The organism is Mucilaginibacter sp. P2_A4, from assembly GCF_056405015.1.
In genome coordinates this window covers 42,938-61,984 of record NZ_JBFUCX010000003.1, presented here as the reverse complement: position 1 = coordinate 61,984, position 19,047 = coordinate 42,938, and the positions used below count along the sequence as shown (strand labels likewise).

The 19,047-nt window shown below is 40.7% G+C and carries 16 protein-coding genes; 4 read left to right on the top strand and 12 right to left on the bottom strand.

The features are described from left to right. Positions 1-3 precede the first annotated feature (3 nt). Positions 4-723, top strand: a complete 720-nt coding sequence (locus AC1DYB_RS06830) for a LytR/AlgR family response regulator transcription factor (RefSeq protein WP_477433504.1) — start codon at positions 4-6, stop codon at positions 721-723. 1,022 nt (positions 724-1,745) lie between these two features. Beyond that, complete coding sequence (locus tag AC1DYB_RS06825) at positions 1,746-5,159, top strand: FtsX-like permease family protein (RefSeq protein ID WP_477433502.1); 3,414 nt, start codon at positions 1,746-1,748, stop codon at positions 5,157-5,159. Between the two features lie 384 nt (positions 5,160-5,543). Here the strand turns inward: AC1DYB_RS06825 and AC1DYB_RS06820 are convergent, their stop codons facing one another. The 5 genes from AC1DYB_RS06820 to AC1DYB_RS06800 form a co-directional block, all read right to left on the bottom strand. Next, positions 5,544-7,142 (bottom strand): hypothetical protein, encoded by a 1,599-nt coding sequence (locus AC1DYB_RS06820; protein ID WP_477433500.1) that lies wholly within the window; start codon positions 7,140-7,142, stop codon positions 5,544-5,546. 322 nt (positions 7,143-7,464) lie between these two features. Beyond that, the gene (locus tag AC1DYB_RS06815; protein WP_477433498.1) at positions 7,465-8,283 is read right to left on the bottom strand and encodes an alpha/beta fold hydrolase; all 819 of its coding nucleotides are present in this window, start codon (positions 8,281-8,283) and stop codon (positions 7,465-7,467) included. A 141-nt stretch (positions 8,284-8,424) separates the two neighbouring features. Then, positions 8,425-9,108 (bottom strand): sigma 54-interacting transcriptional regulator, encoded by a 684-nt coding sequence (locus AC1DYB_RS06810; RefSeq protein WP_477434212.1) that lies wholly within the window; start codon positions 9,106-9,108, stop codon positions 8,425-8,427. 307 nt (positions 9,109-9,415) lie between these two features. Further along, the gene (locus tag AC1DYB_RS06805; RefSeq protein WP_477391929.1) at positions 9,416-10,120 is read right to left on the bottom strand and encodes a response regulator transcription factor; all 705 of its coding nucleotides are present in this window, start codon (positions 10,118-10,120) and stop codon (positions 9,416-9,418) included. Continuing rightward, positions 10,108-11,487, bottom strand: a complete 1,380-nt coding sequence (locus AC1DYB_RS06800) for a sensor histidine kinase (protein WP_477433496.1) — start codon at positions 11,485-11,487, stop codon at positions 10,108-10,110. Before AC1DYB_RS06800 ends, AC1DYB_RS06805 begins: the two co-directional genes overlap by 13 nt. A gap of 138 nt (positions 11,488-11,625) precedes the next feature. Here AC1DYB_RS06800 and AC1DYB_RS06795 point away from each other — a divergent pair, with 138 nt between their 5' ends. Further along, the gene (locus AC1DYB_RS06795; RefSeq protein WP_477433494.1) at positions 11,626-12,321 is read left to right on the top strand and encodes a peroxiredoxin family protein; all 696 of its coding nucleotides are present in this window, start codon (positions 11,626-11,628) and stop codon (positions 12,319-12,321) included. Between the two features lie 294 nt (positions 12,322-12,615). Here AC1DYB_RS06795 and AC1DYB_RS06790 read toward each other — a convergent pair whose 3' ends face one another. From AC1DYB_RS06790 to AC1DYB_RS06780, 3 genes are all read right to left on the bottom strand, one after another. Beyond that, positions 12,616-13,002 (bottom strand): (R)-mandelonitrile lyase, encoded by a 387-nt coding sequence (locus AC1DYB_RS06790; RefSeq protein ID WP_477433492.1) that lies wholly within the window; start codon positions 13,000-13,002, stop codon positions 12,616-12,618. A 130-nt stretch (positions 13,003-13,132) separates the two neighbouring features. Continuing rightward, positions 13,133-13,711 carry an NAD(P)H-binding protein gene (locus AC1DYB_RS06785; RefSeq protein ID WP_477433491.1) on the bottom strand — a complete coding sequence of 193 codons (579 nt, stop codon included), beginning with the start codon at positions 13,709-13,711 and terminating at the stop codon, positions 13,133-13,135. A 224-nt stretch (positions 13,712-13,935) separates the two neighbouring features. Further along, the gene (locus AC1DYB_RS06780; RefSeq protein WP_477433490.1) at positions 13,936-14,919 is read right to left on the bottom strand and encodes an aldo/keto reductase; all 984 of its coding nucleotides are present in this window, start codon (positions 14,917-14,919) and stop codon (positions 13,936-13,938) included. Between the two features lie 171 nt (positions 14,920-15,090). On the opposite strand from AC1DYB_RS06780, the gene AC1DYB_RS06775 reads away from it, so the two are divergent. Next, positions 15,091-15,987, top strand: a complete 897-nt coding sequence (locus AC1DYB_RS06775) for a helix-turn-helix domain-containing protein (RefSeq protein WP_477433489.1) — start codon at positions 15,091-15,093, stop codon at positions 15,985-15,987. Between the two features lie 29 nt (positions 15,988-16,016). Here AC1DYB_RS06775 and msrB read toward each other — a convergent pair whose 3' ends face one another. From msrB to AC1DYB_RS06755, 4 genes are all read right to left on the bottom strand, one after another. After that, on the bottom strand, positions 16,017-16,538 hold the full coding sequence (gene msrB / locus AC1DYB_RS06770) for a peptide-methionine (R)-S-oxide reductase MsrB (RefSeq protein WP_477433488.1): 522 nt from the start codon (positions 16,536-16,538) through the stop codon (positions 16,017-16,019). Continuing rightward, positions 16,535-17,158 carry a peptide-methionine (S)-S-oxide reductase MsrA gene (gene msrA / locus AC1DYB_RS06765; protein WP_477433487.1) on the bottom strand — a complete coding sequence of 208 codons (624 nt, stop codon included), beginning with the start codon at positions 17,156-17,158 and terminating at the stop codon, positions 16,535-16,537. The genes msrB and msrA overlap by 4 nt, the downstream gene beginning before the upstream one ends. 146 nt (positions 17,159-17,304) lie before the next feature. After that, positions 17,305-18,273 (bottom strand): zinc-binding alcohol dehydrogenase family protein, encoded by a 969-nt coding sequence (locus tag AC1DYB_RS06760; RefSeq protein ID WP_477433486.1) that lies wholly within the window; start codon positions 18,271-18,273, stop codon positions 17,305-17,307. 92 nt (positions 18,274-18,365) lie between these two features. Next, positions 18,366-18,950, bottom strand: a complete 585-nt coding sequence (locus tag AC1DYB_RS06755; RefSeq protein ID WP_295717969.1) for a Crp/Fnr family transcriptional regulator — start codon at positions 18,948-18,950, stop codon at positions 18,366-18,368. Between the last annotated feature and the right edge of the window lie 97 nt (positions 18,951-19,047).

The window sequence follows — 19,047 nt, the reverse complement described above, 5'->3', positions numbered from 1 at the left end:
ACTATGATAACTTGCTATATAGTTGATGACGAAGCCTATGCTATCGAAATCCTTGAAAAATACATTGCGAAGACGCCTTGGGTCCGGCTGATAGGAACATCGCAGAGCCCATTATCTGCACTTGAAATAATCAATAGAGAAAAGCCCACCATAACATTTCTTGACGTGAATATGCCTCAAATATCAGGTATTGATTTTGCCGACCTGATTCATTCTGTAACCACCATCGTTTTTACTACTGCATTTGCCGGTTACGCTATAAATGCTTTTGATAAAAATGCGAGGGATTTCCTATTAAAGCCTTTTACATTCAGCAGGTTCTTAATAGCGGTTGAAAAGTTTAATAAAACAGAGTCGTTCACGGGACCCGGCCAGCATCAAAACCCAAAAAGCGATTACTTCTTCGTTAAAAGTGGAATAAAAGGAAAATTGGTTCGTATAAATTTCAACGAAATTACCTATGTGGCAGGCGCCAGTAATTATGTTACGATTTATCTGAAGGGTGAGGAACACTTAACCTATATGTTGATGAAAGAAGTGGAAAAGCTATTGCATTTTCATTCGTTCTTCAGAATTCATAAATCTTATATTGTCAATATCGACAAGATAAAGATTATTGAAAATGGCAGCGTAATTTTAATAGATAAAACAATACTTCCGATTGGCAACACTTATAAAGAGTCATTATTTGAGAAGCTTAATATGGATAACACAAAAAAATAAGGCAAAAATTCCAGGACCGAAAATTTCACCCTCCCGATTCTTTGATTAAAACGCTTGCGGATGAACCGCCTCGATCGTGAGGCTCCAGTATCATTATAGCCCCAATTATTTAACTGTATTTTTTAACTACCATAGGAAGCTTGTCGGCAATGATCAGTACGTGTTATTAAACGATTCATTGCGCAGTTTAAATACCACTTTATTATATATTGAAAATAAATTACTTCTATACCTAGTTCGATTCCCCATGTATATCCTGCCACTCCGTCAGCCATTACCGGTAAAAATTCGCGGCAAAAAAAAGAAACTCTTTTTTTTCATAATAATTATAGATTTAGCAAATAGCTGCCAGAACTCACGCTTTTAAGTAATTGGCTCGAGTTTAGGCCTGTTGACCTTTTGGGCTCGAGTAAAGAACCAAAAGATTTCACTCAATAGCCCAGAATATTTATCTAAAACTTAATCTATAATAGTTGAATTTGCACATCAGATTTTGCTGAATTTATTCGAATTTGAAAGGGTCTTAAACGAGACCAGCCTTTGAAAAACTATCATTAAAGAGAAATAAAGTTGATTTTACCACTGCGTACAAATCCCTCCCTGGCCGAACTTAAAATACAACGTCCCCGAGTCAAGCCCAGGAACTCCCGCGTGATGAAGATCAGGATATGGAACACGAGCAGGAAATTACAATTTAATCGGTGCTTTTTGCAATATTTTGTATCTTAGTGTAGTAAGATTTGTAAATAATCTGCATCAAAAAAAATGGTTGGTAATTCGGTGTGTAGTGAATTTTTAACTATATAAAATATTGAAAGTCAATTGGTTGTGGATCGTGTTCGATTCCCCTACGGGCTACAAAGCCGTTTTACGAAAGTAGAGCGGCTTTTTGCTTGGTATACTTATTCGCAACAATACAGCAAAACATAGGATTAAGCAGAATAAACATATATATCATCGCATAATTTTGTATATATGAATATATTGTAAATTTGGAACAGCCTTTGGGCTATTTGAATTACTTGAATCCTGATATATTCCATATTAACCTGTATCATGTGGCCGCCATGGCAACCCTATTTTCGGGGTTTACGCTTGCGCTGCTTTTAGCATTTGCAAAAAGGGAAAGCCAAACAGCCAATCTGTTTTTAAGTGCCGCTTTAACTGTAATTGTATTGAAGACTGGTGGGCTTTCACCGTTTTTTTTACCGGCGCTGGGGCCGCTATTGTATTTTTATGTGCGGCATATGACGGCACCAAACCTACAATTTGGCCGAAAGGATGTTCTGCATTTTTGCCCTTTGCTGGTTGCGTATTGGATGCCGGGCTGGCTGGTGCTAATTTCGGTTCTTATTTATTTATACCTGTCGCACCGGTTGATACAGCATTTTTATAACAGTTTACAGCCGGTGCTCATGGATAGGCCGCGCTTTGCTTTCCGCCGGTTGGATAAGGCCTTGCGCCTGCTCGCCTTGCTTTGCATGTTATGGCTGTTTTATGATGTCTTGAGTTTTGCCGTTGCTTTTGTGCTTATTGGCGTGGCCGCCGAAGTGATGCTAAAATTGGATGGCAGCACACAATTGGCCACGCCGGTAACAGATAGACATGATGCAAGGGAAAAAAGCCGCAGGCTAAAGGAAGCCGTAGCCGTAAATCGTTTTTACGAGGATGCCGAACTGACATTGACTTCTCTGGCAGTAAAGCTGAATATCCATCCACACGATTTATCGCGAATTATTAATGTGGGGATGGAAAAGAACTTCAGCGACTTTATTAATGAGTTCAGGGTTCGTGAAACTGCCCGGAAGATGCAGGACCCGGCCTACGACCGGCTCACACTGCTGGGGATCGCCTACGAGTCAGGGTTTAATTCCAAAACAACTTTCAACCGGGTTTTTAAAGAGATGACCGGCAAAACCCCGGTGGAATATAAGAATAGCTTGAAAGAAGAGGTGCCAATTGATAAGTTGGCACCCCGGTTACGAATACCGGCGGTAATATTGCGTTCAGGAAGCCTGCCAGGTTGGGCTCCTGTAAAACTAAACCGCAATTATATGATTAGAAATTATTTCAAAATTGCCTGGCGCAACCTTATTAATAATAAGGTATTGTCGCTCATTAATATAGGTGGCCTTGCAGTGGGCATGGCAGTAGTAACGCTGATTAGTTTGTGGATTTTGGATGAAGTATCATTTGATAGGTATCACAATAATTACCACCGTATAGCCCAGGTAATGCAAAATGTGACCATTAATGGCGAAGTGAAAACCTTATTTCATGAACCGTACCCTTTGGCGGCCGAGCTACGCAAAAATTATGGCGGCGATTTTAAATCTGTAGCAATGTCGACCTTGCCGAGAGATTATATACTGGCTTTAAACGATAAAAAACTGAACAAGCAAGGTACCTTTATGGAAGCTGGCGGACCGGACCTGTTTACATTAAATATGCTCAAGGGCAGGCGCGATGCTATAAAGGACCCATCATCTATACTAATATCCGCGTCGACAGCTAAGGCATTTTTCGGGAATGAGGATCCCATGGCTAAAGTATTAAAGCTGAATAATCTGGATAACCTGAAAGTAGCCGGCGTTTATGCAGATTTGCCTGAAAATACCACGCTTGCCGGTCTGGCTTTTATTGGTTGCTGGGACCGCTATGCAACAGATTATAGATTGAGCGGGATGAAGGAGCCATGGGGTCCAGGCATTGTTAATTTATATGTTCAATTGGCTGACAATGCCGACCTCGGGAAAGTGTCTTTAAAAATAAGAGATGAAAAGCAGAGGCATTTAAAACCGCTTTCGGCTAAAACAAAACCGGCGCTGTTCCTGCAGCCAATGAGTAAATGGCATTTGTATAGTGAGTTTAAGGACGGAAAAAACATCGGCGGCGAAATACAATATGTGTGGCTTTTTGGCATTGTAGGTGTGTTTGTACTGCTGCTGGCCTGTATTAATTTTATGAACTTAAGTACAGCCAGATCTGAGAAACGCGCGCGGGAGGTAGGTATCCGCAAGGCAATAGGTTCATCCCGCAGCCAGTTGATACAACAGTTTTACGGTGAATCGTTACTTTGCGTATTACTGGCATTATTAGCCGCCTTACTTCTGGCACGATTAAGTCTCCCGGCGTTCAATGAACTGGCCGGTAAACAGATAGTTATTCCATGGAACAGCCTGGCGTTTTGGCTCGCCGGCATTGGCCTTAGTTTGGTCACTGCTATAATCACCGGCAGTTACCCGGCGCTCTACCTGTCGTCATTTAAGCCAGTAAAGGTATTGAAGGGGGCGTTCCGGGTTGGGCGGCTGGCTTCAGCGCCGCGTAAAGTACTGGTGGTACTTCAGTTTACAGTTTCTATTGTGCTCATCATAGGTACCATTGTAGTTATCCGGCAGATACTTTTTGCCAAAGACCGCCCTGTTGGCTACAGCCAGGACAGATTGATTACGATACCCGTCCGAACTATTGAACTTCACCAACATTTTGATGCGATAAAAGAGGCCCTTGCAAGTAACGGCACAATAACTGAAATGGCCGAAGCAGATGCTCCGCCTAACAATGTTGCTGGTACTACCAGCGGCGTGGGATGGCCTGGAGAAAACCCTAATCTGGATATCAATTTCGGCCAGGAGGATATTTCATACGATTATGGCAAAACCATTGGTTGGGAATTTAGCGGAGGTCGTGATTTCTCACGGTCATTCCTTTCCGATTCAGCAGCGGTGATCATCAACCAGGCAGCAGCAGATTTTATGTCCATGAAAAAACCGACAGAAAACTACATCACCTTTTATGGCCAACAGTTTAAGATCATAGGGGTGACTAAAGACATCATTAACCGGTCGCCTTATGAACAGGTGCAACCTATGGTTTATTTTTTGGCGAAATGGCCAGGAGGCTGTTTACTGCTAAAGATAAACCCGAAAATGAGTGCAGGTAAAGCTATTAGCAACATCGCTTCGGTGTTAAAAACCGAGAATCCCCAACAGCCATTTGAGTATCACTTCGTTGACCAGGAATACGCCAAAGAATTCGGTAATGAAGAACGCATAGGTAAGCTGGCTACTGTTTTCGCCGGCCTGGCTATATTTATCAGCTGCCTCGGTCTGTTTGGTATGGCATCATTCATGGCCGAACAGCGCGTTAAAGAAATAGGTGTACGCAAGGTGCTTGGTGCTTCAGTGTTCGCCCTGTGGCAATTGTTATCGAAAGATTTTGCCATACTGGTGCTTATTTCAATAATTATAGCCTCGCCTGTGGCTTATTATTTTATGCACAACTGGCTGCATAACTATCAGTATCACACCGATGTTGCATGGTGGATATTTATCGTTACAGCTATTGGCGCTATACTAATCACATTAATAACGGTAAGCTTCCAGTCCATAAAAGCCGCATTGGCAAACCCGATAAAAAGTTTGAAGACAGAATAACAAGCTATGTATGCCGATTTTTTTATTTGCCTAAAGCAAGCCTTTTATTAAAGTTATGACCAGCACGATACATATTATGTTAAATAAAAACAAGCCTCTGCGATTGGAAGAGTATTTTTAAAACACTATAAATTAATATTTTATATTCATCAACACGCGGCCAACAATCTTAAATCTGTTAAAAAGGAATACGAGCCGGTTTTTGGGTGATTTGAAGTGATTGGCCAGTTAAAAATTGTTCACTTCTAATTTTACCTGGTGTTAAGACAAGGTATTAAAAAAGGAAAAGAAGATTTTGAGACCGAACAAGCGAACAATTAAGAAAGCGGCATTTCATCCCCAACTTAACTTATTAAAGAGCTGCTCATCTTTTCTAATATATTTCTATTTCGGATTAAATGAAATGCCCTTTTCCTCTCGAATTAGCTGAAAAAGGTGATCAGGACGAACTATTACATAATCTTCAGTTAGCGAACTAGCCACGTTTTTAAAACTTGTTGGCGATATATTCGTCCACGGCTGGGCCTGTATGATTATGAAACGTGGTGAGGTTCTGTTCCAACCAGCGGCAGCTCTGGCGATATGATCTTTCATCGCCTGTTCAATAGTACAATAATTACAGGAAAGTGCCATTCCCGGTAAGCTGTCATTATAAATAGTAAGCCCGCCTCCTGTATTCTGAGCTGTTACACCAAGCAACGATTTTGCCTGACTGGCATAGATCTTCCCAACATTTAAGTTAATACCGCCAACGATAGTGTTCCAGATGGTAATTACCCGTAAACCAGCACGGTGATTATAGTCCTCGGTTTTAGAAACGAACTGTTTTAGCAAATTTTCATCAGACCAGGTATTAGGATAAGTATAACCATAGCCAGAAGGTCCCGAAATCAGATTATCATTGCTGGTGGACGTTTGCCAATAATAGTTAAGAGCACCAGGCATTGCATCCAGCATAGCAGGTGACACAGTCCACCCCATTGGAACAGCACCCCGGTCTGGATTATTCCAAAGTTTACGCATCAAATGCTCCGTAAATTGTAAATTGTCTCCGTCGCTCAATATAAATGCAACATAGATCTTGTTTTTGAGTGTTGGTTTTGGGGGGATTGGTTTTATTTTTACAACTCTGGAAGTCCCACTGTGTACCGTTAGGTTAGAACACCAATCACTTGCTACAGTTGCAATACCATACCTTGAAGCCCTCTCCACCCCTGGCCCTTCCTGTGGCCACCAGCCCATAAAGATTGACCCGGGAGACATTGAAGATAGAAATTTGTTTAGCAATTCACTTTCACCCGCTACTTCAGGATCGAGCCATATTACTGCAGAGCCCAATGCTACTGCATATTCACGAAGGGCCGCTTTATGCGCATTAGGATTTAATCCGATTAACAAACGGTGATCAAGATGGGGCCAATATATATCATATAGCGATTGATAAACTTCCAGCTTACTGCTAAATTTCCCCTGCAAATCAAGTAAGACGGGCAAATTATAAGGGGGAGCAGTTAGTTTGGACAACAATAAAGGTGAGGCAATCAGTGCACCTTTGCTTTTTGCAAGTACTGTGGCCAGGTTAATTGTATGTTCCTGGGCGGGATCATAAACGATCAAACCTGAAATTTCACTCCGGTATTTAGTAATCAAGTCCCATTTGTCTGCAGGTTCAGACCAACTCAAACCCAGGGACTGCAGCCAGGTGTGTGGCCCTTCAGCAAAAGCATCACCCTCATATGAGAATATACGTGGTTTAGTCTTGTTTACGATACCCTTCAACGAAGCAAACAGGTACATTTCTGCTGAAGAGTAAGGAGAGTTTTGGCGGAGCGTAATTAAATCTTGAACCTGTGCAGGCGCGGGGAAAGATGGAAGCAGCTGACCATGTGGCCATTTGATTTGGCCCATGCATGGCGTGACAAACAAATAGAACAAAAGAAAGCATACAGCTTTAATTCTAAGCATATTGGTCAGTTTTCTCATCTGCTAAATATAAAGTTAACATACATCAATTTTACCTAAATCGGAATATATTAAAAGTCGCAACTAATGTTTCCCTGGATATTTTTCATCAGGCCCGGAAAAAAACGTAGTTCAAGTTTGTAAGTATAAGTTAGTTTTAATAGATCCGTGATAGGTGTAATTGAAAGCATAAAAAGACAGTTTACAATTTGCTGATACTTTTTTCGGCAATGCTTATACAACAGCAGGTTATTGAAACGCCAAAATAATTCTTGCAACAAATATTATGTTGCAAGAATTATTTCCTGAATCTCTATTGTTGTTCTTGTGCTTGGCTATTGGCCTATTTAGTTAACAATATCGCCACTGAATCTGGTTTTACCAGGAATGATGAGTGACCGGTATTCAATTGATATACTGTTTTTACGTTGGATGCTGCAATCATTCTGTTCTGAAGAGCCGGAGAAACCACGTGATCCTGTAAAGTTTTGATATAAACCTTCTCAACAGAGCCGAAATTTGCGGCTGTGAGCGTTACCGGAGTATTGAATGGGATTAGAGGCTCGATGCGATAATTTTGTAATACAAGATTTTGAGCCTGAGTTGAACCATCCTGTATAAAAACGTTCACAATTTGGTTGTGTAGCACATCAAGAGTTCCATTAACAGTATCTATATTAAGTATTGGTGTTCCATTAATTTTACCTCCAAGCGCCGACCCGGCATCAGTACTGGCAAGGGCAAATAACGATTGGCCAGAGGTTGGCAAATAAGCAGATAGATAAACTAACTTCTCTATTTTTGTTGGTATTTGTTCAGCAACAGACGAAATAACCATACCAGCCAGACTGTGACCAACCAGGATAACTTTACCGTTAATTTGGGAGATAGCATTAAGTACAGTAGTGGTGTAAAGATTTAATGTAATTGCTGATAGAGCAGTTTGATCACTCCCGTGGCCCGGTAGTTCTACAACGGTCACATGGTTACCTTCATTGATCAGGGCGGTCTTTACAGCGTCCCATACATAGGGAGCCTGCCACGCACCATGAACAAGGACATAGTTTTTGGAAATTGGTTTTACATCATTCTTTTTTGAGCAAGATGAAAACAAAAGCGTAGCTGTAGCTACAGAAAGTAAGATTAATAAGAGTTTTTTCATGATTTGAGATGCCTAATTGTTTAGGACACCACAAACATCGGGTTTGCCATCCCGGATAATATTAACCGAGGTTAAAATCGGAAAATCATAAAGAAATAGCTTTTAATAGCGTTGAAGGATATAGAATTTGCTTTAATTTATTCAAGCATGTTCCCGTTTGATATCAAGTCTCTTCATTTTCGAATAAAGGGTACCGGCTGGTACGCCGAGTATTTGGGCAGCTCCGCCCTCGCCAGATAATTTACCACCACAATATTTCAATATTTTTAAGATATGATCCCGTTCGTTTTCATCTATTGTCCTTAAAGAAACTTCATCCGGACCGGTAGTTTGCGCTATCTGCTTGCTTGAAGGAAGATGGACCTGTTTAATTGTATCTCCGGACGAAAGCAGTACACTTCGTTCAATCAGGTGTTCCAACTCACGGATATTACCCGGCCAATTGTAGGAAACCATATCCTGTAAAGCGCGGTTACTCAGGGTCGTGATTTGCCTCCCCGCTTTTTTCGCAAACCGGCGAATAAAATAGCCTGCCAAAAGAGGAATATCCTCCCTACGATCACGTAATGCAGGCAAGGAAATTGGAAATATATTTAATCGGTAATAAAGGTCGCTTCTAAATCTTCCCTCAGCAACTTCTTTTTCAAGGTCCCGGTTTGTGGCTGCTACGATCCTTACATCAACCTTTATCGTTTTTCTTCCCCCAACGCGCTCAATTTCTTTTTCCTGCAAAGCCCTAAGCAGCTTTACTTGCAAATCAAGCGGCATCTCGCCAATTTCATCTAAAAAAAGCATGCTGTTATTGGCGAGCTCAAATTTCCCCAGGCGCTGTTCTGTAGCTCCCGTAAAACTACCGCAATTTCCAGTTGTCTTCGGAGTTTGGATATTGTTTCGGTGACATTTTGTACGAAAAACAAGCAGATAACACCCGAATTATTTGCGGCCTCTCCGGTAATTGCTATCGGCGAGACTTACTCTTGATGGGAAGGGACTGTCATAAAAGAATTGTAATCGAATATGTTAATTTCATTCCTCCTGGGGTATTTCAGGCTGTTGAATTTATGGTTGTAAAAATGCTGCACAAGTTAGACATACCGTAAATCAGGGGTCAATTCATTACTAAACTGTTTTTTTAATCCACCAGTTTATATCCTCTTCCCCTAACGTTAACAATTTCTACCCTGGCGTCATTCAATAAATATTTGCGTAATCGCGTAACATACACATCCATACTTCTTGAAGTAAAAATAGTGTCTTCACCCCAGATCTTTAACAGGGCTGTTCTTTTATCAAGCAAATCATTTTTATTTTCAAGCAATAGTTTGAGCAGTTCCGCCTCCCGTTGTGAAAGGTTTGTAACTACATCAGCTTTATAAATAAGTTTAAGGCGGGTATAATTAAAATGATAATCGCCTATAGTGGCATTGGATTCCTGTTCTGATATTATAATAACCTCTTTGGTTGCCTTGGCTGTTCTGCGAATAAGGCCTTTTATTCTAAGGATCAACTCCTCCATGCTAAAGGGCTTTTTTATATAATCATCAGCGCCAATTTCCAGGCCTTTAAGCACATCAGCGGTTTGTGTCCTGGCAGTAAGAAAAATAACCGGCACAAGTTCATCCACTTTTCTAATATCCGCAACTAACGATAAACCGTCTTTTCGAGGCATCATAATGTCAATTAAACAAATATCAGGCTTGTCATAATTAAATTTACTCCAGCCGTCTACTCCATTTGTTGCAATAGCAATTTCAAAACCGCGCTTTTCCAGCGTTTCTTTAACAACCATTGCCAATATTTCCTCATCCTCGACCAATAGTATTTTTATTTTTTCCATATCGATGGGAATTGAATTGTAAAGGTTGTGCCAACACCCGGTTTACTTTGAACAAAAATCTTCCCGTTTAGCAAGCTGGTGAGTTCTTTCACATAGCTTAACCCAAGTCCAAAACCTTTAACATCATGTAAATTACCGGTTGGAACCCGGTAAAATTTATCAAATATAAAAGGAAGATATTGAGCATCTATTCCTAAACCATTATCCTGTATCTTTAATTCCCATCCGTTAGTGATCCGGCTTATTGCTAATTTAATTTCAGGGTCGGTGGTAGCCTTATATTTCAAGGCATTATCAATCAAATTTGAAACAATGGTATCAATAATATACCTGTCACTTATTATTGCAGCGTCCAACTCATAAGTAAAAGAAATGTTCAAATAGAACCTGTCTATGATCTCTTTTATATATGATTTGAGCTGGATTGGCTCTAAATTGGCAAGCTTTTTATTCCTCTCATACCGGGTGATATCCAGAATGCGGTCGATATTGTTTTCCAGTTTAATTAAAACTGACTGATTGATCTTCAAATAACGTAATGTTTTTTCCTTATCCTCAACCTCACCAAATTTATCCAATGCTTCATGGGTAGATTTTAAAATAGAAACGGGCGTGCGCAGCTCATGAGTCATGTTATTGATAAAGTTATTCTTAATATCATCTAATCTTACCTGTTGCCTTATTACATACCACATATACCAAAGGCAACCTGCCGTCAAAATAATAAGGAACAAGGAAACGGAAAGGGAAACAAGATCATGCTTGATGAAATAATACCTGCTTAATTTGAAATCAGCATAAACAAGAGAACTATTCTTTGAGAAGTCAGGGTAACCCACTACTACATGTGCATATAATTTACTGGTATTACTAATGGATTTAAGCGAGAGAAAAAACGGCAGATCGATCTTGTTTTTTTTTAGCTCGTTTGCAAAAATGGGTTTTAAGTCATTCAAGTCTACCGGTTTGGCCATTAACTGCGCCATCATCCGGGCCATCATTGTTTTGACCATTTCCATATTAGCACCTGTTAAGTGCACTTTGCCTTGAGAGGGCTGAAAGGGTAGGTTATTTATAACCGCGTTGTTAATTGAGGCTGTCTTTTTTATGGGAGACCGGCTATCTGGGAACTGCTTTGCATCCATAGAAACTGAAACGGTGGAATCTCCTGGTTTAAAATTCAGATACCGGTTGTTTTGTTTAATCTGGTAGCTGTTGATGCTTTTTTGCAAGGCATTTGAAGCAATTGTATAAAAATTATCTTCGGTTATTTTGAATGTATGCCACATCCAATAGACCTGAAAAATGATGATCCCGGCACCCGTGCATATTGCTATTATAAAAATAAAACCTAATCGCTTGTTCATTGGGCACACACTTCAGCAACCAAGGTACGTGAAATGTTTTTTATATATGTTTCGGTTAACAGTGTTTAACACTAATTAGTACTACGTTAACAAAACTGTAAAAAGGACATCTGTAATTTTGAGAAAAATCATAAAAACATGAAAAGAATATATTTAATTGTAGCGGCGATGCTATTTTTACGCTTAGCAACCCATGCGCAAAATGCATCCCAATCTTCCGGTACGGCTGCAGATACAAGCCATGTAATGTTACAGCCGAATGCGAACACTGCTTACTTCGACGAAGACAATCGGAAGATTGACGCTGCACAATTCACCACTAAACTACAGACTGGTCAATTTTCATTCGAGCCAAACGTAGTCAATGGTATATTAAAAAGCATGCGGCTGAAAAAATCAGAGAAGGTTGTAAAACCAGGAGGTACCGCACCTGCTTTTTCTGCAACTGATTTAAATGGCAAGGAATACACGTTAAGCGAACTTAAAGACAAAGTAGTAGTGTTAAACTTTTGGTTTACAAGCTGTGCGCCTTGCAGGATAGAAATCCCGGAGTTAAACAAGCTTGTTGAAAAATATAAGAAAGATGAAAATGTAGTTTTCATAGCTATAACCCGGGACCCTGCTGCAAGGGTAAAGGATTTTCTGGCTAAAACAAAATTCGACTTCAATGTAATAGCGGATCAGGCCGCACTGATTAAACAATATGGTATTTCGTTTTTCCCTACCAATATTGTTGTCAAAGATGGGCGTGTTGCATTTATATTAGCGTCATATAGCCCAAACAGCGTTGATCAGTTAAATGGAGTTATTGGGGCGCTAAGAGGTTCAAAATAAATTTAACTTTCGCATAGAACAGTCGATCATCAAACCCTGTGTACTATTCCACCCTATTATTTGATTACAGCTGTTATGATGAAGTATCATCTAAGGGCCTCGGCATCATCATTCATTGTCGCCGCAAGCATCAAATCGGCTTCAAAAAATGGTGGGTAATAATGAATCAGTCGAAAAGTTGAGTGGCAAGCAGTAATCTTGCGGGGTATTAAAAAATTGTGTTGCATTAGAATAACATATTCAAATGCAACACAATCTGATAGAGTTGGATATTTCTTAATAAAATCTTCTGATTTATTCTTTGTTATAATCAGTATCCGTAACGGGCGTCAGCCATATGGTACCAGTTTGATCTGAGGGAACAATAGCGATATGCGTCATCGCACTTTCATGCGAAGCGCCGTGCCAGTGCTCCACGTTCACAGGAATCTTAACCACGTCCCCTGTGTTAATAATCTGGATGGGTTTCCCCTTTTCCTGGTAGTAACCAATACCGTCAGTAACTATTAAAATTTGACCGTAAGGGTGGCTATGCCAGTTTGTACGTGCTTTCGGTTCAAAAGTCACTTTGGCTATTGTACTGTTTAGGTGATCATCGGGTTTTACTACCATGTTTACCCAAACGTTGCCTGTGAAATATTCTTTAGGTGCAGGTTCACCTTTTGCTGTTATAGAAGTCATTTTGCTTTTTTTTATTGTCGTTTTTGATTTAAGCCATCATTTGCAGAACTGAACATAATAAGCATATAGCTATCAGTATTCCTTTTCATATCTTCATGATGCTATCGTCTTTAATTTATTGTTTGAGGTATTATTTAGTTGGTTTACTGATACCCAGATTTTCGTTCTTGTGCAATTCAGGATCCTTAAAAATAGTGGTAATAAATGCAGCAATACTCTTTCTGGAAATGGCTGCGCCAGTTTCCGGCTCGCCTTTGTGTGTAAGTGCATAGTCCACTTCATTGGCATTTGTAAACCAGTCTGGCCGTAAAATGGTATAAACCAGGCCGGATTTTTCGATAGCATCTGCCAATTTCAGGTACGGGCCTAATACCGGTTTCAATGGGGTATCATAAATACCGATGGAACTGATCGCAATTATTCTTTTGACACCATTTTCTTGCATGGCCTTTACAATATTCTTTGTCATTACCTCAAGATCACCGGCAAGGTTTACGTATATTAGGTCCTGACCTGAAACAGCATTTTTTACATCATTATAATCCATTGCATCGCCCTGGATGATAGTGCAATGGTTGATGTTGCTTTTTGAAAGCCTGTTCTTATCCCTTACAAATAAGGTGAGCGCGACGTTTTCCAACTGTTTCGCTGCCTCGACTACATATTGCGCAAGACTTCCGCTGGCTCCCATAATAAGTATTTTTTTCATGTTGCCCCTCTTCGTATAAACGAGTGCTGTTAATTTTCAGACATAGAAAGCAGGCCTTCATCCAGTCTTGCTCCAAATAAACAACTGGTACATTTCTATTAGGTGAACCTTGTTTTGGGTATTTACCTACTATTCCTTAGCGCAATTTGCTGATAAAACCGTCAGTGTCAGAATTAAAAACTTAATTGCGATAATGTTTTCATAGGCTTGCGTTACAAGGCCGTTTAGTTCCCAACCCTCTTTTGCAGATGTTCGGGATACCTGGCGCCTTCAATTTCAATTTTAGATGCAGCCTCTTCAATTTGGGCAAGATCATTCGCCGTCAACTCAATCTCAACCGCGCCTAAGTTCTCTTCCAAACGATGTAATTTAGTTGTGCCGGGGATTGGGACTATCCATGGTTTTTGTGATAGTAACCACGCTAAAGCAATTTGTGCCGGTGTTGCTTCCTTTTCCTGGGCGATGCTTGCTAAAAGATCGACCATCGCCTGATTTGCCTTTCTGGCTTCGGTTGAAAAGCGGGGTACAATATTGCGGAAATCCGTACTGTCAAATTTTGTATTTTCATTAATTGCCCCAGTAAGGAAACCTTTTCCAAGCGGACTGAATGGCACAAAGCCTATCCCTAATTCTTCAAGAACAGGTATGATTTCTTTTTCAGGTTCTCTCCACCAAAGCGAATACTCACTTTGTAAGGCTGCCACCGGCTGTACTGCATGTGCTTTGCGAATGCTTTGTACGCCAGCTTCAGACATGCCGAAGTGGTTAACTTTGCCTTCTTGTATTAAATCCTTAACGGTGCCGGCAACATCTTCCATAGGCACGTTTGGATCTACGCGGTGCTGGTAAAACAAGTCGATACGGTCGGTTCTTAAGCGCTTAAGCGACGCTTCAGCAACTTCCCTGATACGTTTTGGACTACTGTCTAAACCTGCTTTAGAGTCGCCGCCGGCAAATCCAAACTTAGTGGCAATTACTAATCGGTCGCGAAATGGTTCCAGCGCCTCGCCCAATAATTCTTCATTGGCAAAAGGGCCATAAGCTTCTGCGGTATCAAAAAAAGTGACGCCCAGCTCAACTGCTGCACGCAGTAGTTTAATGGCATCTGTTTTATCTGCGGCGGGCCCATAGCCAAAGCTTAAACCCATGCAACCTAATCCAAGCGTGGATACTTCCAGGTTGCTTTTGCCTAATTTTCTATATTTCATTGATTGAAATTTATTATTGGTAAGTGATTAATAAATACAAATGTCGGGCGTAATTGTGACGCGTTAGTTATACCAATTACTGGATTACCTACCATTATTACTGATTGGGGTATCACACCATGCAAACGGGCTGTCAATGAATTATCTTTGAGTATGTTAAAGGATGAATAAATGGAAAATGTAACCCGCATAGATACGGTAGGGCAGTATAATGCACTTAATAATAATGAAACCCTGCACCCACTGGTTAATATTGTTGATCTCTCTAAGGCCGACAAACGATTGAACCGCAGGATAAATTATGGGTTTTATACTGTGTTTCTGAAAGAGATCAAATGTGGCGACCTGCATTATGGTTGTAACTATTATGATTACGAGGAAGGCACTTTAGTATTTGTTGGACCGGGGCAAGTTATCGGCATAGAAAACAATGGCGAACTTTACCAGCCCAAAGGCAAGGCTTTGGTTTTTCATGCTGATTTGCTCAGAGGCACGTCGCTTGGCCGCCACATTGCCGAATATAATTTCTTTTCCTATGAGGTGCATGAGGCGCTGCACTTATCTGAAAGTGAGCGGAAAATCATTTACGACTGCTATGAAAAGATCATGTACGAATTGAAACGGGGGATAGACAAGCACAGCAAAACATTGATTGTAAGTAATATTGAGCTTTTACTGAATTATTGCCTGCGTTTCTACGACAGGCAGTTCATCACCCGCGAAAATGTCAACAAAGGTATTCTGCAAAGGTTCGAGGAGTTATTGAATGACTATTTCACGTCAGATAAGCCAAAAGAACTTGGCCTTCCATCTGTTAATTACTGCGCTGATCAGTTAAATCTATCTGCCAATTATTTTGGCGATCTGATAAAAAAAGAAACAGGCAAATCAGCCCAGGAATACATTCAATTGAAAACAATGGATGTAGCAAAGGAGAAGATATTTGATATCTCTAAATCTGTAAGTGAAATCGCTTACGAGTTAGGCTTTAAATATCCTCAGCATTTCACGCGGTCTTTTAAGCAACACACCGGTGCTACACCCAATGAGTACCGGATGCTGAATTAAGCGAACAGTTTAGTGTAATGCCAAAGAGGTTATTTTCCTAAACCATCCGGTTGAAAATCCAGTGAAACAGAATTCATGCAGAATCTTTTATGCGTAGGTGCCGGGCCGTCGTTAAATATATGGCCCAGATGCGAATCGCACCTGGCACAAATCACTTCGGTGCGTTGCATTCCATATGATTCATCTTCTTTATAGATCACGCTGTTTTTTCTCACCGGTTCATAAAAACTGGGCCAGCCGCAATTACTGGCAAACTTAGCATCCGAACGGAATAACTGGTTACCACACACCGCGCAATAGTAAGTCCCTTTGGCGTTCTTGTTCCAATACTGCCCGGTAAAAGGTTGTTCCGTAGCTTGTTCCCTGGCTGTAGCATACAGGGCCTTTGGTAAAATTTTCCTCCATTCCGCATCTGATACATCCAGGTGTTTGGTATCGGTGTTGGAATAATAGGGGTTGTTTTCGTGGCCTTTTGTTGTTTTGATATTTTGGGCACTTGCCGTAACAAACAAACCTGCTACCAATGCAAATGCAATGATTAGTGATCTCATTTCTTCAGTTTGTCTTTAAATACTTTTTTAAACTTATCCAGTTCGGGCTGGATCACATATTTACAATAAGGCTGCCCCCCATTTTGCGCAAAATAGTTTTGATGATAATCCTCTGCCTTGTAAAAAACCTTATAGGGAGTAACCTCAGTAACAATTTTATTCTTATAAGCTTTCTCTGCATTTAACTTGCCGATGTAATAATCAGCTTTTTGTTTTTGGACCTGGTTATGATAAAAAATCGCGGACCGGTACTGGGTACCTACATCATTGCCCTGCATGTTCAGTTGGGTAGGGTCATGGGCTACAAAAAAGGCTTCAAGCAGCTCATCAAATGAAATTACCGAAGGGTCAAAAATGATGTTGCAGGCTTCAGCATGTCCTGTTTTACCGGTGCAAACTTGTTTGTAAGTTGGGTTAGCCACTGTTCCGCCAGAAAAGCCGGATATGACCGTTTTTACACCTTTTAATTGTTTAAACTTTGCTTCGGTACACCAAAAGCAGCCGGTAGCAAAGGTGGCCGTATCTAATCCCTTTTTTGGAGGCTTTGACAAATGGTTTCCAAAGGCGGTTAATCCGGAGATAAATAATAGCGTGGTTAACAGAAATATTTTCTTCATCATGAATACTTACGTCGTAATGGGCTCAAAGGTATTTATTTGAGTCGATTATGATAAAAGATTGACAAAGCCCTCCTTATTTTTAGATCGATGAGGCCGGTAAACCAAATTACCGCCTTATAAGTTATATGCGGGTGTTTATAACAGGGTCAGGTTAATACAACAATTTTGCCACCGGCAGTGTTGCTGTCCATTAAACTGTGTGCCGCAGCGATTTCCTCTAACCGAAAAGTGCGGCCGATGCTTAGATTAACTTTACCATCTTCCACGTCATTAATGAATTTTTGAAAACTACGTTGATCTAGCCTGATCTGCCCGCTGTCATAAACGGTTAGGCAAACTGTTGCCGGGATATACTCCATTGGAGCAAATTCGTGGAAGGACCATTGCTCGGATAGCATGCCTGTCATACAAACAATTCCACCAGGTGCGGCAGAAGCCAGTGAATCTTTCAGGGTGGATGTACCAATCAGTTCCAATATTTTATTTACACCGGTCAAACTGATGGCATTTATTTTATCCATGATATTGCCGTCATCGATCACAACATGATCTGCGCCGTTTTTGATGAGCATCTCCCTTTTATCCGGGTTCCTTGTTGTAGCAATTACGGTCATCCCACTGTTTTTGGCCAGTTGGGTGGACAGCATACCGATAGAGGAAGTGCCGCCCCTGATTAAAATGGTTTCGCCCTGTTGGATCTTTAGTGCCAAATGGAGCGATCCATATACAGTTTGAAACATTTCTGGCATAGCGCCTAACTGTTCCCAGGAAAGTGTGCTTTCAAAGGAGCTGAGCAATGATTTGGGTATCAAAGCGTATTCAGCGTAGCTGCCGTCAAAATCTCTGCCCATGCCACCCATAAAAGCGGCTACCTGTTGTCCGGGCTTAAACTCTCTTGAAGGATCATTCTCTACTTCACCCACACACTCAATACCCAATATACGCGGAAGGCTCACGCCGGGTGACAGTCCTTTACGGGTCATTAGTTCTGAACGATTGAGTCCAAAAGCTTTTACCTTAACCAAAACCCAGCCATCTGTTGGTGTTGGTATAGCTCTTTCTTCTATTAAAAAATTTTCGGGGCCTCCCGCATGTCTCAAGATCGCTGCTTTCATTAATGATTTAATTTATGAAAGCAAAGGTCAGCTACAGTTCAACAAACTACCCATAAGGTATCTTAAGAAATACCCTTAAGATAATTTAAGGCTTATCCTTTGTATGCGATGTTTTTACGGATGGTACTTAGAAATTCGGGGGTAATGCCGAGGTAAGAAGCAATCTGCGTATTAGGGAGCCGGGCAGCCAGCTTAGGGTATTGCTTTAGAAAGTATTCATAACGATCTTCGGCCGAAAAGCTGATATTTTGGAGCACCCTGTTTTGTAATTCGATGTATTTTTGCTCTATGATCACCCTGAAATTATGGTCGAATTTATGGTAGGTCGTATATAGATGTAATACATCATCATGCCTGATTTGCAACACTGCGGTTGGTTCTACAGCTTCTATATAAAGTTGACTTGGCTTTTCCGAATAAAAACTGCTCAGATCGGTAGCCCAGTCATTTTCAGCAATAAATTGTATGTTATGTTCTTTGCCATTGATATCAACAGCATACATTTTCAGGCAACCGGACACAACGAATGTAAAGTGACGGCAAACATCACCGTGCTGCAATACAAATTGCCGCCGTTTAATACTTCTTTCGATAAAAAGCGCATTCAGCTCATCTCGTTCCTGAGCGTTGAGCGGAAAATAATTATCAAAATGTTGGCTTAGTTTCTCTATCGACACGTTTGCTTTTTTTATGCACAGAGTTCGAATTTAAACAAATTACTGCTATTGTACATTAAACTATTAATCCAAATCACCTATAAAAGAGATCGGAATT

Bases quoted from the DNA above. Each gene is read 5' to 3' on its own strand.
- AC1DYB_RS06830 (WP_477433504.1), top strand. From the start codon at position 4: ATGATAACTTGCTATATAGTTGATGACGAAGCCTATGCTATCGAAATC.
- AC1DYB_RS06820 (WP_477433500.1), bottom strand. From the start codon at position 7,142: ATGAGAAAACTGACCAATATGCTTAGAATTAAAGCTGTATGCTTTCTT.
- AC1DYB_RS06815 (WP_477433498.1), bottom strand. From the start codon at position 8,283: ATGAAAAAACTCTTATTAATCTTACTTTCTGTAGCTACAGCTACGCTT.
- AC1DYB_RS06805 (WP_477391929.1), bottom strand. From the start codon at position 10,120: ATGGAAAAAATAAAAATACTATTGGTCGAGGATGAGGAAATATTGGCA.
- AC1DYB_RS06800 (WP_477433496.1), bottom strand. From the start codon at position 11,487: ATGAACAAGCGATTAGGTTTTATTTTTATAATAGCAATATGCACGGGT.
- AC1DYB_RS06795 (WP_477433494.1), top strand. From the start codon at position 11,626: ATGAAAAGAATATATTTAATTGTAGCGGCGATGCTATTTTTACGCTTA.
- AC1DYB_RS06790 (WP_477433492.1), bottom strand. From the start codon at position 13,002: ATGACTTCTATAACAGCAAAAGGTGAACCTGCACCTAAAGAATATTTC.
- AC1DYB_RS06785 (WP_477433491.1), bottom strand. From the start codon at position 13,711: ATGAAAAAAATACTTATTATGGGAGCCAGCGGAAGTCTTGCGCAATAT.
- AC1DYB_RS06780 (WP_477433490.1), bottom strand. From the start codon at position 14,919: ATGAAATATAGAAAATTAGGCAAAAGCAACCTGGAAGTATCCACGCTT.
- AC1DYB_RS06775 (WP_477433489.1), top strand. From the start codon at position 15,091: ATGGAAAATGTAACCCGCATAGATACGGTAGGGCAGTATAATGCACTT.
- msrB (WP_477433488.1), bottom strand. From the start codon at position 16,538: ATGAGATCACTAATCATTGCATTTGCATTGGTAGCAGGTTTGTTTGTT.
- msrA (WP_477433487.1), bottom strand. From the start codon at position 17,158: ATGATGAAGAAAATATTTCTGTTAACCACGCTATTATTTATCTCCGGA.
- AC1DYB_RS06760 (WP_477433486.1), bottom strand. From the start codon at position 18,273: ATGAAAGCAGCGATCTTGAGACATGCGGGAGGCCCCGAAAATTTTTTA.